Below are 17,415 nucleotides of genomic sequence, written 5' to 3' on the forward strand. Positions count from 1 at the left end.
CAAGTTAATAGAATCAGCATTTTAGTTTGATTTTGTTTACATATCTTTATGATTTGCGATCGCAATTTAGTTTCCCCCAATACCTCCCGCATCCCATTAATGAATCCTTAACCAGTAAGGCACATGTGAGTTTTTACAAAAAACAACCTGTGGAAAACTCACTGTTATCTGTGGAAAAAAATGCAAAATCTGTGGATAACTATGTGGATAACTTTTTGTTGGGTAAATTTCAAAATAATTTTTTTCTTAATGTTTATCGACTCCCACAACAAAAGTGCGCCCCATGGGGCGCACTTTTGTTAATCATGTTAATCAAATTAAAGTTCCTGTTCTTTGAGTGATAGCCAATTTTCTGGCACAACAATCAAAGTCGTACCTTGTCTTCGCAGAATAATTACTTTTTTTTGAGCTGCGATCGCAATTTGCGGGTCATCACACATCGCTCTCCATGAAACACCCTCATGCTTAACACGACCAACCTTACCTGCGGGGATTTCGGTGATCGTAATTCCCTCATCGGCTTCCTTGAGCTGCACCGAATCCTTCGGAATAAATCGCCGCGATAGACTTGCTAAAATGCCTGAAGCAATCATCCATACCAATACCTGTAATGCAGGTATTGGTAAAATTAGGGAGATTACCGCCACCAGCAATGCCGCCACTCCCATTGCTCCAGCAATCAAAAATGTTGGTAATGGGACTAACAACTCAATAATGCAAAGGGCAATACCTATAATCAGCCAAACTTGGCTAGGTAGTAAGTTCATTAATTGCTTGAGCCATCCGTATTGAAAATCTCAGGTACTAGTCCTGTCTCTGATTTGACAATTGTACTGCTAGGTTTAGGACTGTTGATCTTCACTTTTGGAGTCACACTAGCGCCATCCGTCTTAACCTGAGCTTCAGTGGCGGGTTTACTCACTTTGCTACGAGCAACCTCAACGGGAGGAATTAATTTAATGTTGTTGGTTGTGGTTCCTGACTCAGCAGGTTGAGACTTGGTAGCGGTGGGAACGATCAGGTCTAGATTTGGTGCTTCTGATAGTAAACCACCTAAACCATTAATCAAATTACGAATGTTACTCCGTAGTTTCGGATCTCCCGTCAACTCATCAAGATCAGCCGTAATCTTTTTGGCATTGGCAAAAGTAGCACGGGCTGAGTCTAGGGTTTCTCGTAGCGAAGCCATAGTGCTGGGATCATTCAACTCTCCTGACAACTTTCGCAAATTGGCAGATGTCTCCGCAGCATTTTCCGATAGCTTTTGGAGATTAGCGATCAGTTTGCCATCATTGAGTAACGGTTGGGCGCTAGCAAGCAAAGCCCGCGCTTCTTTGGAAGCTGCGGAAATGCCATCAAGGGTCTGGGCTAGTTTTTCGCGATTGACCTCGATTAAATCTTGAGCGCTATTGGCAACATTGCCAACCTTATTCGCAGCCCCACTGATTGCATCCGCCGTATCCCCAAATTTGGTCAGTTGATTTTCAAAAGTACCAACTACGCGATTTGCTGAATCCGCAAGTTTCTGAATACTGCCCGCCGTTTTCTGAGCCGCTGTTAACGTGTCACTGAGATTTTCTAGTAAACCTTCCTCATTAATTTTCCGTAGAGCCGCACTTGAGTCCTTAAGCAAAGCAATAAAACTAACACCACGCACACCGCTAATTTGCCCACCCTGACAAATAATTAGCTCCGCATTACAATCCTTGGCAATAGGGTTAAGCTGCGGATCAATGGCGGCAATTTCTTGGGGAGGAAAAATATCAATATTCGTATTTCCTAGAAACCCACTCTGATTAGTTTCAGCGATTGATTGTTTAGGAATTAGCAATTGGGCATTATCAATGCTGACTTGAACATCAACGCCCTCAGTCTGAGCGATCAACCCCGTTACTCGTCCCACCTCTACGCCGCGAAATCTAACCACCGAGCCAGAGTTTAACCCACTGGCATCAGCCATTTTAATCGTGAAGGTAAACTTAGAGCTGTTGAGTTGCAATCCACGCAACCATAACAATGAGCCACCAAGAGCAACTACTCCACCGATGATAAATAAGCCGAGCGCACCGTCGCGTAATGTTTTTCGCTGCACGAGCTTTATACCTCCTTGGTTAAAAGTTGAATGGGGCCTTCAGTGCTGCCGCTAAAAAATTGTCTAACATAGGGATTGTCAACCGTATCAATTGTACTAACGTTTCCTGCATAGCGCACTGATCCGCGATAAAGAACTATTAATCGGTCAGCAGTACGGCGAATAGTGCTGTCTTGGTGCGTAACCACAACGTAGCTATCACATACTTGCTGTTCCCTGAGCGATCGCATTAAGTCTTCGATGATTGTTGAAGCCACAGGATCAAGTCCTGCAGTTGGTTCATCGTAGAGCAATACTTTTTTGTTATGGACTTTTGCGGTGGGGTCATCCATGATTGCACGGGCAAAGCTGACCCGTTTTCGCATCCCGCCCGATAATTCACTAGGATAGCGATCGCAAATATTTTCTAGTCCAACTAGGGCGAGTTTTTCCTCGACTAATCGATAAATCTCACGACGAGATAAACGGGAATGTTCAAACAGCGAAAATCCTACATTCTCGGCAACGGTTAACGAGTCAAACAAAGCCGCATTTTGAAATACCATACCAATACTCAGTCCATAGTTACCCTCTTGAATATCTTCATCCTTAGCAATCAAATTGCCATTGATATAGACTGAGCCTTGGTCGGGGGCAAGCAATCCGCTGATTAACCGTAAAATCGTCGATTTACCAGTACCAGATGGGCCAATAATTGCGATCGCTTCGCCCGTATGGACAGATAGATCGACTCCATTTAGTACATTATTTGCCCCAAAACTTTTATAAATCTGACGTAATTCCAGCAACGGCGTAATGACATCGTTACTAGTTTTGATCAGAGAACTGGCTGACTCAATCGACATTTATTTTTGATTGAAAAAATCACTCTACAAAAAAACTAGCATCTTTTTAGAAACTTTTCCTGAAAAAACAAAAGGAGATGTAGTGATAGGTACTGCATCTCCTTAGTATTAAATCCAGATTTGGGCTTACCCAAATCTGCCACTAATGTATTCTTCCGTTGCCGTTTGCTTAGGGCTACTAAAAATAATTGAAGTACGATCAATTTCTACTAATTTACCCATCCGCTTACCATTGTCAGAAAGTTCGGTATTAAAGAAAGCGGTCATATCTGCGGAACGTGATGCTTGCTGCATATTGTGCGTCACAATAATCAGCGTATATTTTTGCTTTAATTCCTGCATCAACTCTTCAATGCGAAGGGTGGAGATTGGGTCAAGCGCGGAACAAGGCTCGTCCATCAAAATAACTTGCGGCTCAACTGCGATCGCACGAGCAATACATAGTCGTTGTTGTTGACCACCCGAAAGAGCTAGACCACTTTCATTAAGTTTGTCCTTAACTTCATCCCAGATCGCCGCCGATCGTAATGATCTTTCAACCAAATCGGCCATATCTGCTTTTGACCCTTTAAATCCGTTAATGCGAGGACCAAAGGCAATATTTTCATAGATTGATTTAGGGAATGGATTAGGTCGCTGAAACACCATGCCAATATGACGACGCACTGCTACAGCGTCAATCTTTGGATCGTATAGATCAATACCGTTAAAAGTAATTGAGCCTTTCACTCTAGCGCCTTCAATCAAGTCATTAAGACGATTAAAGCATCTGAGGATGGTACTTTTGCCACAGCCTGATGGTCCAATAAAAGCAGTGATTTGATTTTTTAAGATATCTAAGGAAACCCCAGCCACCGCAGGGGTATTAGAACTATAAAAAACATTCACATCACTTGCCTTCAAGACAACATCGTGAGTTGCAGAATTATTTTCGTTTAGATTCATTGTCAAAAACCAAATTTGTAATATTTACGCTTCATTTAGGTGATCACAGTCGCCGAGAAAGAATTAGATTAATTCAGACTGTTCAGCTCACTTTATTGCGGATGAAAATAGCCAGAAGGTTCATACCCAAAACCAAAACTAACAAAACGATAATCCCTGCGGAAGCCAAGGTTTGAAATTCTGGCTTGGGATTACCCACCCAATCATAAATTTGGTAAGGCAGCACTGAGAAGAAATTATCGTTTGACCATAATGTATCAGTGAATACATCTCCAAATTTACCACTAAACAAAGCTCCAAAGTTAATTGGAGATGCTTTGGGGTCAAACAAAACTGTCCCTGCTCCTAAAACTACAATTGGTGCAGTTTCCCCAATACCTCTAGACGAAGAAATAATTACCGCTGTCATAATCCCTGGCAAAGCCGCAGGCAAAACATGGTTAGAAATAGTTTGCCACTTAGTCGCTCCAACGCCATAGGAGGCTTGCCGTATCGATTGTGGCACAGCCCGAATCGCTTCCCTAGAAATCACGATAACTGGTGGCAAAATCAGTAAGGTAATTGTCAGTACCCCAGCCAATAACACTGAACGACCACCAAAAACACCCTGTACAAATAGTCCTAGACCCAGTAAACCGTAAATAATGGAGGGAATACCAGCTAGGTTATAGATATTTAGGTCGATTAATTCGGTAAACCAGTTTTTAGGCGCGTATTCCTCCAAATAAATGGCGGAGCTAACCCCGATAGGAACTACTAAAAGTAATACATAGGCGAGCATCCATACTGATCCCCAGATTGCAGCTCGATAACCAGATGCTTCAGCACGACGCGATGGGAAGTTGGCAAATAGGTCACCATTGAGGCGACTAGCTCCATCGGAGCTAACATCAAAAATCAAGAAGACAAGGACAGCTAGCCCGAAAAATGCCGAAAAAACACAAAAATAAGCGAATATTTTGCCCCAAAAATTCCTAGAATCTAATCGCGGATCAAATTTTGAAGATCCAGCTTGATCGTCGTCTCTGGACTCTAAGATATCTATACCTTTACTCATAAGTTTCTTGAAATCGTTTGCTAATCATCTTGCTGATAATGTTGAGAGCAAGGGTAATCAAGAACAGTGTCATACCAACCGCAAAAAGGGCTTGGTATTCGACACTGCCCACCCGCGAGTCACCCTTAGCGACTTGAGCGATGTAAGCGGTCATCGTGCCAACGGTCTGCCTAGGATCGAGGGTTAAGGTAGGTCGTTGACCTGCGGCGATCGCCACAATCATCGTCTCACCGACTGCACGAGATATACCTAAAATAATTGCCGCACAAATTCCCGATAGAGCCGCAGGTAAAACAACTTGAAGTGAAACTTCTTTCTTGGTAGAACCAAGTCCAAAGGCAGCTTCTCGAAGTGCTGATGGCACAGCGACCATGGCATCGGTACTAACAGATGCGATCGTGGGGATAACCATTACTCCCATGACTAAACCAGCACTTAATGCGTTAAATCCATTCAGGTTAGGAATAAATTTTTCGAGAAAAGGGGTGACAAAGGTAAGTGCAAAGTAGCCATATACAACTGTGGGTACACCCGCTAACAGCTCGATCGCAGGTCTTAAAAGTTTAGAGACTCTCGGTGAGGCATATTCTGAAAGGTAGATTGCCGTTGCCAACCCCAGAGGTGTTGCCACAATCATGGCAATTAATGCGACAAGGATTGTGCCATTTACCGTCGGCCATACGCAAAATTCTTTAGTCGAAAACTGAGGTGTCCAGTTACAACTGTAACTACCATTTTCGAGGGTTTTGCCAAACAAAAACTCACCAACGCTGACATTGCTAAAAAAGTTGATTGTTTCTGATGCAAGGATATAGACGATCGCAACGGTGGTGAATACGGAAATACAAGCGGCTATCAATAAAGCATAGCCAATCGCACTCTCTCGAATGTTGCGATCGGCTCGCTGATAGAGATCGAGATCTTCAACAGGAGGGGGAATTATAGGATTTGTCATAGAGATTCCTAATCAAGTACATCAAAAGGCAAAGCCCCCCATCGACTAGGAGGGCTTTGCACAAAACTAAATCAAGATTACTTCAGCAAATCAACGATTGGAGTTCCCGCCTTAGCATCGTGGAAGGTTGAACCAGTCTTGCCACTCTTGATGCGCTCAGCAATCAAGGGTTCAGCTTCACTGGGAAGAGCTACATAGCCCACTTCCTTAGCAAGCTTGTTCTTGTTGGCGACGTAGAAATCAACAAAAGCCTTGGTTTCAGGACGTTCATATGATTTCTTATTGATGTAGATCAACAAAGGACGAGACAAAGGACTGTATTTGCCAGTGTTGATGTTTTCAGAGGTAGGGGCAACACAACCAGCACCACCATCAATTTCTACAGCATTTAGAGTTGCGGCATTTTCTTCAAAGTAAGCAACACCAAAGAATCCTAGTGCATTCTTATCACCCTGCACACCCTTAACGATGATGTTGTCATCTTCGCTAGGTTGGAAGTCTGTACGGCTGACCTTAGACTTGCCATTGATTGCTTCGGTGAAGTAATCAAACGTACCCGAATCAGCACCAGCGCCAAAGAGGGAAAGTTTGGCATCAGGGAAATCAGGACGAACTTGATTCCAGTTGGTGATCTTACCTTGAGCTTCAGGAGACCACATGGTCTTGAGTTCGGCAACGGTTAGACACTTAGCCCAAGTATTTTCCTTGTTAACAACTACGGTCAAACCATCAATAGCTACAGGAATTTCTACAAACTCCACGCCGTTCTTCTTGCAATCTTCTTCTTCAGCTTTTTTGATCGGGCGAGAAGCATTGGAGATATCGGTATCACCAGCACAGAATTTCTTGAAGCCACCGCCAGTACCGCTTGTACCGACAGGAACTTTTACTCCAGGGTTTACCTTCGCGAATTCTTCAGCAACAGCTTTGCTAACTGGAGCGACGGTGCTAGAGCCATCAATAGTAACGTTGCCAGATAGGCTAGAAGCTGTGGTTGCAGGAGTATTAGCCGCTGTGGTTGTGGCGGGTGCAGTTGCACCTGTTGTGGCGGTTGGTGTTGTGCTACTACCACTGCAAGATGCAAGTGCTGCGGCTAATGTAACACCTGTAACAAAAGTTACGACACTGCGGTTGATATTCTTTTTAGACATCATAGGAAATCTGGTTGGGATTAAATCTGTTACGGTTGACTGAGCATTCAAACTAGACAAGATCGATAGTAAACTGCATCCGTTGATACAAGGTTAAGAAGCGTTAAAGATGCAGTTAAGTTTAGTTTGAGAAAAAATACTTAAGGTGATTTATGCACCCGCTAAATCACTGGATGCAATCCTTACTAGAATTGGGTTAACCAAGGCTGGGACTTCATCTTGGGGGCAATGCCCTGCATTGGGAAGGGCTATAAATTCTTTAACGCAGGCAAATTCTGCAAATGACGCTTTGCCTATACTAATTGGTTCCCAAGGATCACGCTCACCCCACAATACAATTGCATCGCAGGGTAGAATTGCTAACAAGTCTTCAGGTCTTGGCCCCTGTGAATAGCGAACGAAAGCCATAAATACGTCAACGGCATTGGCATTTAGGGCGGGTCTGAGCAAAATCTCTACTAACTCATCAGTGATCGCTGACTTATCAATATAGGCTTGTGACAAAATTTGGCGAATGGCTCGGGGATTTCTAACTTGATCAAAAAAAATTTTTGCGATCGCACGCACACCCAAAATATTTTGAACAGCTTTGACCCCAACGCGCTTAAACCAAGGCATATTCAATTGATTTTGTTCTTGCAATAATCGTAACGAACAGTTAATTAGTACAGTTTTATTGATCAACTCAGGCGCATATATTGCCGCCTGCATCGCCACTACTGCTCCGATCGAGTTGCCTACGAGTATGGCGCGATTGCCCACCACCTGCATTACAAAGTCAGCAACCTGTCGCCCCCAAGTCTCAAAGGTATAAGGCAACTCACTAGGTTTAGGCTGAGCCGATGAACCAAAACCAATCAAATCGATCGCATAGACTCGGTTACTTTCTGCCAAAACGGGTATATTTTTGCGCCAATGACCCACTGACGCGCCAAATCCGTGAATTAGGACAATGGCAGGTAATTCAGGTTCTTGATCTAGACCTGCTGCACAGTACCCAATTGCATAGCCCCGCCATGTCCAAACACGATCCGCAAACTTGTGATAGGTGGTGCGCTCTTCAGAGGATATGGGCATGGTTATAACTTCATGGGATCAAAAATGTAATCAAATCTTGACTATTTTCGCGTCGTTGGCACGAAAATCTCTTACAAACACTCTAGCAAAAGTAAACTTATGTGAAGCAATTAGAACTAGCTAATTTCGCCTATCCTATCATTGACTAGAGATTAGCCTCTCGTAATTATATTTAGCTTATTTAGACTCAAACTCATTGTATGTTTGGAAATAAGTATTTTTATAGAACTTTTCGATAATATTTTGGAGATTTAAACGTGGCGCTTCCTTTGTTGAATTACGCTCCAGCATCGCAAAATTCTCGCGTTGCTGGCTTTACAGTCGGTAGTGATGAGACTCCTCGCATCTATAACACTGCGAACCTGCTCTCCAGCACTGACATGGACGAATTGATCGCAGCTGCTTACCGTCAAATTTTCTTCCATGCTTTCAATAGCGATCGTGAAGTCACCCTAGAATCACAATTGCGCTCTGGCAACATCTCTGTCAGACAATTTGTGCGTGGTCTCGTACTTTCTAATACCTATAGAAGCAGTTTTTATGACAAAAACAGCAACTATCGCTTCGTAGAGCAAACTGTACAGCGTGTTCTCGGTCGTGATGTCTATAGCGAAAAGGAAAAGATCGCTTGGTCAATTGTCGTGGCAACTAAAGGTACTGAAGGTTTCATTGATGCGCTATTAAACAGCGATGAATATCTTGAAGCCTTTGGCGAAGACACTCTCCCTTACCAACGTCGTCGCATTCTACCTAGCCAAAAAATTGGTGAAGTACCCTTCAACCTCAAATCTCCTCGCTACGATGCTTACCATCGTGCACAGTTGGGCTTCCCTCAACTCATCTGGCAAAATTCTGTCCGCAGCTACATTGTTGCCGACAGAGCGCCCAAGACTGGCGATCCAGCTTTGTTCTTGAATATGGCACGCAGCATTAATACTGCGCCTGCTAACTCAACTCCTGTGTCTGCTCAAAATCTTGATTATGAGCGTCTAGTACCTCGTCGCTAGACTTAATCTCTTAGACCCACAAAGAAGGGGGACGCTTAGCGTCCCCCTTCTTTGTGGCTGGAAATTACTATAGGATTTATGGCAAAATCAACGCATATTTATAGTAGCTACTATAGAGATTAGTTGCGGAGTGAAGCGCCGCAACTAATCTCTTAGGTTTGAACAAAAATTGCATTACTATATTTAGTCTCGCTTTATTTATCAGTTTTATTTAATTTTTAGTAACAATGGATATTCAGCAGTTTCTTGAACTTTTTGTCGGTCGCTGGCGATCGCAACGCAGTGATCATCAATTTGGAGAAGGAAATGGCAGTGACATCCTATCTGTGCTTGAGATTACAGCGTTGAGTCTTGACAATCCTAGTGTGGTTGAGATGTGCCAAAAACATAGCATCGACCCAAGTAGTGCATTTCAACCAATGCAAATGTCATGGGAAGAAGAATCTCTCAGTAGCAATAAGCCCAAAGGTAGCGCCATTGTTGTGCCTGTTGTGCATTCACCACAAAAAGGCTTAATTATCACCAATCAAGGTAAAGGTATTTGTGAAATCGCGGAGGATGAGTCCCTCACGATTCAGACGGTGACGACGGAGAATGTGATCGAGGAAAGGATTTGGTATGGTAATCCTAACTTGAGATTTCGGGTTGCTACGGTACTTCAGGGTAATCAATCTGGCGATCTCAAAATTCTTTCATCAAAATTTTATTCGGAAATTCGAGTGGCTGCTCCTAAGCCTTAGCCACAAATTGTTTTATATGAAACTAAAAGACAGATGGCGGCGCAAAGCGCCGCCATCTGTCTTTTAGTTTGTAAAACTTTTTACTTTAAGAAGTGGGATATCAAAGTCCAGACCTCTAATCCGATAAAACCCGCTAATAATACAAAAATTGCAATATTTAAAACACCCTTAACTTTTTCCATAACCACTCACGGCTCACTGCCAATTAATAATTTTGCTAGAAAAAACATGATTTGATCTAGTTAAGCTAAACTTGACCATTATTACATTCAAGTGTGAGGATGTACCGCTGTGAATTGGACTACAAGAGCCAGCATTTTCGGAACTGTAGCAATCGTATCCATTGCGATCGCACAATCAGCATCAGCAAGCTTTGTTATTTTTGTCGAGGGTAATGATACTGCGACATTACAGAGAGTTCGGACTATATCACCCTCTGCTTTTACAACCAAAATTAATGGTCAGCCTGCCATTCAAGCAGGTATTTTCAACTCTGAAAACAGTGCTGATAGTTTAGCGATTACCTTGCAACAGTCAGGGCTATCTGCCCAAAAGTATTTTCGTACATCAGGTGGCAAGGAAACCGATGTGCAGGTTCCTTTCCCTGAGACGACAACTTCCTCAGTTTTCAGTGCGCCTAGCCCGCAACAGGTAGTCATTCAGCCCAGCTCGGTAGTCCAGACCTTACCTCAACCCTCTAGCTTTCAGGTAGAGTCGCAGTCTCAGATATTTAGTTCTGCACCTCAGCAAGTGGCTACCTACAGCAATCAATATCAACAGATCACCACGAATACGGTGATTCCCCAAGTACAAACGCAACAGGTGTTAGTACCTCGTTGGCAACAGGTACTCGTACCAGAAACCAGACAATTTGTGACTCAGACTGTAGTTCCTCAAACCCAGATTGTGCAAACTTCAGTCCCATCGGGATATGTCCAGCCCACAGGCTATACCAATCAAATCCAAGCAACAGGTTTTGTCCAGCCTACAGGTTTTGTCCAATCAACAGGTTATGTACAGCAACCAACGGGTTATGTACAATCATCAGGATTTAGCCAAGCAGTAAATTATGTGCAGCCGCAAACTGGATTTATTCCTAGCAGTACGGTGGTCACAACGCCATACAATAACTCTGTTGCCACAAACTTTACAGCTACTCAATCGCAGCCCATTGCGGCAAATAGCTTTAGCAATGGTTTTAGTAGCGAATTTAGCAACACAACTCAGTTAAATCAACAGGTTAGCCAACCAGCTCAAATCTCTGATTTTCGCTACGTTACGGTAGTCCCCACCCCTGCTAACAACCAACTCTTGCTGTCACAGGTACGCCAATATGTTCCTAGTGCCTTTTTCTCCAGTTCGGGACGTGGTAGCTTTATTCACGCTGGCGCATATCAAAATCGCGACTCAGCAGAAGCTGTATCTCGCTATTTGCGATCGCAAGGAGTTGACTCAAGAGTTCTCTACTTCTAAAACACACCTGTGAATAGTTCCTCGAATAGTTCTTCTACAACCAGTCCAAGATCAGTGCCACGGTTCAAATGGCTTGAACCTTTCGCAATGTTATTTCCTAGCGGCTTTTGGCTGGCGGCATTCTTAATTATTCCGACAGCTTTAATTCTGATCCAGAGCCTTGTCCCCCTTGGCAAAACTGAGTTTGGCATAGATAACTATCAACGAGTGTTTGAGTATGTCGGGGGCAACTTTATATATCTAGTTGTAGTGTGGCGATCGCTGCTCTATGCCATCATCACAACCACATTGTGCCTGTTCTTGGGATTCCCAGTTGCCTATTGGCTTGCGATTATTGCCCCCAAGCAATGGCGAAATATCTTGCTCTTGCTCTTTGTTTTACCACTATGGACTTCATCACTTTTACGATCCTATGCTTGGATTACGATCCTCAGACCCACGGGAGTCTTAAATACTTTTCTTAACTTCATTGGGCTATCAGGGATTAACGTCCTCAATAAAGCTGAAGGTGTAATTATTGGCATGGTTTATACCTATTTGCCCTATATGGTACTAGTGCTATTTGCATCCCTAGAGCGCCTCGATCTACGATTATTAGAAGCCGCTGCCGATCTTGGTGCAAATACTCGACAAACCTTTTGGAAAGTCACAATTCCCCAAGTATCTTCAGGAATTATTGCAGGATCAGCCTTGGTTGCGATTACTAGCTTTAGTGATTACATTAACCCACAAGTATTAGGAGGACCCGGTAGCCGTACCATCGCCTCAATTATTGAATTGCAGTTTTTAGGTGCAAGTAGTAATCGGGGGTTTGGCTCAGCGCTCAGTATGGTTTTGATCTTAGCGGTCACCATCGTCATTATCCTACTGCTCAAATATGGCGATCGCCGGGTTGTATCTGATGGCTAACTCAATCAATCAATCTCGCGTCAAGCGTTGGCAGACTTGGTACACGGTAATTGCTTTTCTATACATGTACTTACCAATCGCTGTACTGACCATTTTCAGCTTCAATAAATCCCAGTCCCCTTCACAGTGGACAGGTTTTACTTGGGAGTGGTATGCCAAGTTTTTACAAAATCCCACTCTATTGACGGCTTTAAGAAATAGTCTCAGTGTTGCCCTCACTGCCGTCTCTGTTTCGGCGGTATTGGGGACACTAACCGCCGTGGGTTTAGCAAGATATTATTTCCCCGGCAAAGGTTTATATCGAGGGGTGAGCTATTTACCACTAATCATGCCCGATATTGCGATCGCAGTGGCAACCCTCGTGTTTTTTGCAGCAATTAAACTACCGCTAAGCCTTGTGACAATCGTGATTGCTCACATCGTTTTCTGCTTGTCCTATGTTGCCGTGGTTGTCTCTAGCCGCCTTGCCACCATCGATCCCAAACTAGAAGAAGCAGCTCTTGACTTAGGAGCAACTCCAATTCAAGCCTTTTTACGGGTATTGCTGCCTCAACTTTTACCGGGTATCCTCTCAGGCTGTTTACTAGCATTTATTCTCAGTATGGATGATTTGGTAATTGCTTACTTCACCGCAGGTGTAGGCGCAACGACATTACCGATCGCAATTTTTGCATCATTACGCAGTGGTGGCGTAACCCCAGAATTAAATGCCTTAAGCGTACTACTGATCATTGCTTCAGCATCAATGGCAGCCATTGCCGAAACCGTAAGAAGTTGGGGGAATCATGATTCAGGTTGATAACCTGTGGTATATTACTTCTGGCAAAGCGAATCAAAGCTACAGAATGACTCCATCATGAGCGAGAAGCCTTTAAAGCTGCGAATCTCTGTTCCACCCGTTGAGGGAATTGAGGACATTCCCATCGCAGCAGTCGAAGCACTTGCGACAAAGATGGGGTTTGATCCTGAATCTGTACAAGATGTTGTACAAGCTCTCACGGAAGCTTTAGTTAACGCAGTTCTTTATAGTACATCTGATTTTGACGTAGAGGTTTTGGTATTCGCAACAACTTCTAGTCTGATTGTGGAAGTCCATGATCGCGGATCAGGTTTTGATATCGATAGTGTGCCTCCACCTGACTTTGATTTGATGTCTGAAATCGGTGTCAAAAATGGTGGTTTCGGAATACATATGATCAAAGCATTGGTTGACAAGGTCGAGATCGAGTCTAGCGATCAAGGCACAATAGTCCGTATGAGTAAGTTTCTGTCTACCCCCAAACCCATTCTTCAACCATGACTCATTCCTCATTTTTACAAGATGAACTTAAGATCGTCGAACAGATTGATGGCGATCAAGTTATCCTCAAGCTGAATGGTGCTTTGAGCGTAACCACAGTGCCATATTTCAGACAGGCTGTTCAACCATTTATTGATCGCAAATTACTTGCGATCATTTTAGACTTTGAGGGAGTGACCAAAATTGTTAGTAGAGGCGTAGGTGCTGCGATCGATATGGCAGTGCAAGCCAAAAAGCAGGGTGGTAAGCTGCGATTAGAGAATGTTGGCAAATATGGTCGTTCTCTATATATTCAAGGGGTACACCTAGTTGCAGAAGTCCCCGAGTTAGAAGGATTTGAACCATAGTTTTTTTGTTTCTGATAACAGCAGTCCTCAATATATTAGGACATAAAACCAGAATCGAGTTGCAGTGCTTCGCGCTGCAACTCGATTCTGGAGTTTTATTATTATTTCAGTAGTTGGCAATGAAAATTATTAGTCGTAAATCTCTGGGTGTGCAGCCAGTTTTCGACATCGGTTTAGCAGGTGATCATAATTTTCTGCTAGATAATGGCTATATTGCCTCCAATTGCTTTAATAAATCCCATAGTGTTGCCTATGGATATGTCACCTATCAGACCGCATATCTCAAGGCAAATTACCCCGTTGAATATATGGCAGCATTGCTGTCTTCAGTCAGTGGGGATCAAGATAAAGTACAGCGCTATATTGCTAACTGCCGCAGCATGGGCATTCCTGTTTTGCCTCCTGATGTGAATAGCTCTGGGGAAGACTTTACTCCCCGTGGGCATCAAATTTTATTTGGCTTAGCTGCAATTAAAAATCTTGGAGCTGGGCCAATCGCCGCAATTTTAAAAGCCCGTAAAGAAGATGGCGCTTTTACCTCACTCGCCGATCTCTGTAGCCGCCTCGATTCACGATCATTAAACAAGAAAGCCTTAGAAGCATTAATCCAGACAGGCGCACTTGACCTTCTAGAGCCGAATCGTCGTCAATTGATGAATGATCTAGATATCACCATGGAATGGGCTTCACGCCGCGCTAAAGAGCAAGCCTCTGGGCAAGGTAATATCTTTGACTTTTTTGGTGAAAGTAGTAATACTAAGACCTTTGATATCGCGCCCACCACTAACCGAGTAGGTGACTACTCTTCTCAAGAAAAACTACGTCTCGAAAAAGAATTACTCGGTTTCTATATCTCCGACCATCCGCTGAGTGTAGTCAGTCGCTCAGCTAGGTTAATGGCTCCCATTAATCTCTGCGATATCCCCGAATCCTCGGAGACAAAAATCGTCACTGCGATCGCAATCATTTTAGATATCAAAGAAGTGATTACCAAAAAAGGTGATCACATGGCCATCTTGCAGCTCGAAGACCTGACAGGCAGTACCGAAGCAGTTGTCTTTCCCAAAACCTATGACAAAGTAAAGCATCTTTTAGAAAAAGACAAACGCTTGATGGTCTGGGGCAAAATTGATCGGCGTGATGAACAAACCCAGTTGATTGTTGACGATATGCAACCCATTGAGTCAGTGAGGATGGTGCGCGTTGAGCTAACCCGTGAACAAGCCAGCGATCGCCAAGTCCTACAGCAGCTCAAAAACGCTTTAAATCCCAATCCTAATCATAACTATGGTAATTCTAGCCGTGGCAATTCTAGCTATGGTAGAAACAATGAACCCGAAAATTCTAATAAAATTCCTGTGATTGCTGCGATCGAATATATGCCTAAACTAGTACGATTAGGCAATCAATTCTGGGTGCAGGATGAAGAAACTGCGGTTAAAGCCCTCAAAGAAGCTGGATTTAAAGCTACCTATGACGCATTGATCACCAAATAAGCTTATGTTAGATGAAATAAGCTTATTAGATTCCTAGCTGTCGTCTGGCTTCAAATAAACCAAGGGCAGCACTCACCGATAGATTGAGACTGCGAACTTTGGGGTGTTCCATCGGAATATAAACAGCAGGATTATTGGCAATTACTTCGGCGGGTAGCCCACTTGATTCACTGCCAAATAAGAGCCAGTCACCATCTTGGAATTGAAATTCACGAAAGTTTTCTGACCCACGAGCGCTGAAACAAACCCATCGTCCTCCTTTAGAAGCTTCTTGCAAAGATTCAATATTTGGGTGCACCGTGACGTTCACATATTCCCAGTAGTCGATTCCTGCCCGTTTTAGTTGCCGATCATTAATCTCAAAGCCCAGTGGCTCGACCAAATGTAAACGTGTGTTCGTCGCCGCACAGGTGCGAGCGATATTGCCTGTATTGGGCGGAATTTCAGGATAAATGAGGGCGACTTGCAACATTGACGATAAATATTAGGAATGCACAGTTTTTAAATATATAGCGAATACATCCAAAAAAGAATTGCATCACCTAGCGATGCAATTCTTTTTTGGTTTAACGTTTACTTCTTTCTTCAATATCTTCAAGTGTTTGTAAAACAAGGCGCTTAGCCTGCAAACTCCATCCCCATTTTTGCAGTGCGATCGCTGCCACAGTACCAACAACAGTCGCAATAAAATCTAGCGGCTGTTCCATAGATATCCCCAACAACAAACCTAAACCTGCAATCCCCCAAAAAGGTAAAGAAATAGTCTGGCGATTCTTTTCTACGATCTGGCTAATGTCATCGGTTGGCAAAACTTCCAGCAGTTCCGCCTTTGCCTGTTGTTGTTCCGCAATATTTAGCGATAGTCCGACTTTCTGGCGTAGTTTTTCAATCTTGCGGGCAGTGGTGCTGTACTGCACCAACTCATCCTCCGCCATCATGATTAGGTGTTCTAGCTTTGACATAGATTACAAATTATTTTTTTAAGTCTAAACCGTATCTTAATCGTGATTATCCATAGCGTATACCCCCATAGAGTAGAGTATGTTCATAAATTCTTAAAAAAATATTTGACAAAAAACATCAATGTTAGTTATTATGTAAATCCTGGAGTCAGGGCGAGTGGCGGAATTGGTAGACGCATCAGACTCAAAATCTGACGACAGCAATGTCATGAGAGTTCGATTCTCTCTTTGCCCATATAAACAAAAAAGCAGCTCGCATTCAAGATCTGCTTTTTTTTGTAGAGAAAAAAGAGTTAGCTAGTACAAACCAAAACCCAAGAAGCAAGTGGCGGCGCTTCTTGGGTTTTATGTTCTAAGCAAAACTTACCTTGCTGTAACTTTATTTTTTGCCAGAAAAAAACGTATTTATTTGTCACTGAATTTAGTAATTTGTCAGTTAATGATTGCCAAAATCACCATAATGCTTTAATATCTTGCAGTCAAAATTGACAAAAATTGGATGACGCTGTACCGAAAACAAAGTAGGCAGCAGAGGAACTTTTTATGCGTATTTATTACCTAGCTGGCGTGATTCTTAGCGTTACTTCAACCCTTATTGCTTGTGGCGAGGGTACACCTGTTGAATGTACAATCACCACCGCACGAGAAGCACGACAAGGTGTTGTCAAAACAGCTAAATTTGCTCCAGGAACAGATTGCGAAGCCATGAGGGTACTTGCAGCAGAAGGTAAGCCATTGCCTACTATCGCTGACGGAACAACGACCCAAGCACCTCCCAGTCCTGTAGCAACTCCTACTGCGCCTACTTTTAATACTCCATTCGTGAGTGGGCAAACAACTCAAGAACTTATCTCCACAACCGATAAGCAGGCAAGGGTGCAGGAATTAGAGCAAAAGCTTAATATTAATACTAAGCAATCTCGTGATCCTTTCACAAGCACTGTCATTAATCCAGTACCTAAACTAGAGACCCTGTTAGCAAAACCCAAGGTCAAGCCAAATCTCAGAGCTGCGGTGGTTGTAAAAACTAATAACAAGTCAAATATAATCGCTCCGCCG

The 17,415-nt window shown here is 43.3% G+C and carries 19 protein-coding genes and 1 tRNA gene; 10 read left to right on the forward strand and 10 right to left on the reverse strand.

All coding sequences use genetic code 11. From position 1 onward, the window contains the following. Positions 1-317 precede the first annotated feature (317 nt). The 8 genes from H6F41_RS08515 to H6F41_RS08550 all read right to left on the reverse strand — a co-directional run bounded on the left by H6F41_RS08515 (position 318) and on the right by H6F41_RS08550 (position 8,122). Positions 318-767 (reverse strand): NfeD family protein, encoded by a 450-nt coding sequence (locus H6F41_RS08515; protein WP_190403047.1) that lies wholly within the window; start codon positions 765-767, stop codon positions 318-320. Next, on the reverse strand, positions 767-2,092 hold the full coding sequence (locus H6F41_RS08520; RefSeq protein ID WP_190403048.1) for an MlaD family protein: 1,326 nt from the start codon (positions 2,090-2,092) through the stop codon (positions 767-769). Before H6F41_RS08520 ends, H6F41_RS08515 begins: the two co-directional genes overlap by 1 nt. 5 nt (positions 2,093-2,097) lie before the next feature. Beyond that, complete coding sequence (locus tag H6F41_RS08525; RefSeq protein WP_190403049.1) at positions 2,098-2,937, reverse strand: ABC transporter ATP-binding protein; 840 nt, start codon at positions 2,935-2,937, stop codon at positions 2,098-2,100. 126 nt (positions 2,938-3,063) lie between these two features. Next, positions 3,064-3,882 carry a phosphate ABC transporter ATP-binding protein PstB gene (pstB, locus tag H6F41_RS08530; protein ID WP_190403050.1) on the reverse strand — a complete coding sequence of 273 codons (819 nt, stop codon included), beginning with the start codon at positions 3,880-3,882 and terminating at the stop codon, positions 3,064-3,066. Positions 3,883-3,964: 82 nt separating this feature from the next. After that, entirely contained in the window at positions 3,965-4,939 is a 975-nt protein-coding gene (gene pstA / locus H6F41_RS08535; RefSeq protein ID WP_190403051.1) for a phosphate ABC transporter permease PstA, read from the reverse strand. Next, positions 4,932-5,894: a phosphate ABC transporter permease subunit PstC gene (gene pstC, locus H6F41_RS08540; RefSeq protein ID WP_190403052.1), complete on the reverse strand. Its 963-nt coding sequence runs from the start codon at positions 5,892-5,894 to the stop codon at positions 4,932-4,934. The genes pstA and pstC overlap by 8 nt, the downstream gene beginning before the upstream one ends. Before the next feature lie 77 nt (positions 5,895-5,971). Beyond that, entirely contained in the window at positions 5,972-7,048 is a 1,077-nt protein-coding gene (locus H6F41_RS08545; protein WP_190403053.1) for a PstS family phosphate ABC transporter substrate-binding protein, read from the reverse strand. Between the two features lie 147 nt (positions 7,049-7,195). Continuing rightward, on the reverse strand, positions 7,196-8,122 hold the full coding sequence (locus H6F41_RS08550; RefSeq protein ID WP_190403054.1) for an alpha/beta fold hydrolase: 927 nt from the start codon (positions 8,120-8,122) through the stop codon (positions 7,196-7,198). A gap of 257 nt (positions 8,123-8,379) precedes the next feature. On the opposite strand from H6F41_RS08550, the gene H6F41_RS08555 reads away from it, so the two are divergent. The 8 genes from H6F41_RS08555 (at position 8,380) to H6F41_RS08590 (ending at position 15,394) form a co-directional block, all read left to right on the forward strand. Continuing rightward, entirely contained in the window at positions 8,380-9,129 is a 750-nt protein-coding gene (locus tag H6F41_RS08555) for a phycobilisome rod-core linker polypeptide (RefSeq protein ID WP_190403055.1), read from the forward strand. Positions 9,130-9,356: 227 nt separating this feature from the next. Next, positions 9,357-9,869: a phycobiliprotein lyase gene (locus H6F41_RS08560; protein WP_190403056.1), complete on the forward strand. Its 513-nt coding sequence runs from the start codon at positions 9,357-9,359 to the stop codon at positions 9,867-9,869. 291 nt (positions 9,870-10,160) lie between these two features. Continuing rightward, positions 10,161-11,342 (forward strand): hypothetical protein, encoded by a 1,182-nt coding sequence (locus tag H6F41_RS08565; RefSeq protein WP_190403057.1) that lies wholly within the window; start codon positions 10,161-10,163, stop codon positions 11,340-11,342. A 9-nt stretch (positions 11,343-11,351) separates the two neighbouring features. Next, positions 11,352-12,251: an ABC transporter permease gene (locus H6F41_RS08570; RefSeq protein ID WP_408962535.1), complete on the forward strand. Its 900-nt coding sequence runs from the start codon at positions 11,352-11,354 to the stop codon at positions 12,249-12,251. Beyond that, positions 12,244-13,050 (forward strand): ABC transporter permease, encoded by an 807-nt coding sequence (locus H6F41_RS08575; protein WP_190403059.1) that lies wholly within the window; start codon positions 12,244-12,246, stop codon positions 13,048-13,050. The genes H6F41_RS08570 and H6F41_RS08575 overlap by 8 nt, the downstream gene beginning before the upstream one ends. Positions 13,051-13,107: 57 nt before the next feature. Beyond that, entirely contained in the window at positions 13,108-13,551 is a 444-nt protein-coding gene (locus tag H6F41_RS08580; protein WP_190403060.1) for an ATP-binding protein, read from the forward strand. Beyond that, complete coding sequence (locus H6F41_RS08585; RefSeq protein ID WP_190403061.1) at positions 13,548-13,898, forward strand: STAS domain-containing protein; 351 nt, start codon at positions 13,548-13,550, stop codon at positions 13,896-13,898. Before H6F41_RS08580 ends, H6F41_RS08585 begins: the two co-directional genes overlap by 4 nt. 119 nt (positions 13,899-14,017) lie before the next feature. Then, a complete protein-coding gene (locus H6F41_RS08590; RefSeq protein WP_190403062.1) occupies positions 14,018-15,394 on the forward strand; it encodes a helix-hairpin-helix domain-containing protein in 1,377 nt (458 codons plus the stop codon). Between the two features lie 25 nt (positions 15,395-15,419). Here H6F41_RS08590 and H6F41_RS08595 read toward each other — a convergent pair whose 3' ends face one another. Both H6F41_RS08595 and H6F41_RS08600 read right to left on the reverse strand, forming a co-directional pair. Beyond that, positions 15,420-15,866, reverse strand: a complete 447-nt coding sequence (locus H6F41_RS08595) for a tRNA (cytidine(34)-2'-O)-methyltransferase (protein WP_190403063.1) — start codon at positions 15,864-15,866, stop codon at positions 15,420-15,422. A 94-nt stretch (positions 15,867-15,960) separates the two neighbouring features. After that, a complete protein-coding gene (locus H6F41_RS08600) occupies positions 15,961-16,356 on the reverse strand; it encodes a hypothetical protein (protein WP_190403064.1) in 396 nt (131 codons plus the stop codon). Between the two features lie 151 nt (positions 16,357-16,507). Here H6F41_RS08600 and H6F41_RS08605 point away from each other — a divergent pair. Then, positions 16,508-16,591 (forward strand) — tRNA-Leu (locus tag H6F41_RS08605). 308 nt (positions 16,592-16,899) lie between these two features. Then, a partial coding sequence (locus H6F41_RS08610) for a hypothetical protein (RefSeq protein ID WP_190403065.1) occupies positions 16,900-17,415 on the forward strand: 516 nt, incomplete at its 3' end.

Source organism: Pseudanabaena mucicola FACHB-723 (assembly GCF_014696385.1).
In the GTDB taxonomy this organism is placed as follows: Bacteria; Cyanobacteriota; Cyanobacteriia; order Pseudanabaenales; family Pseudanabaenaceae; genus Pseudanabaena.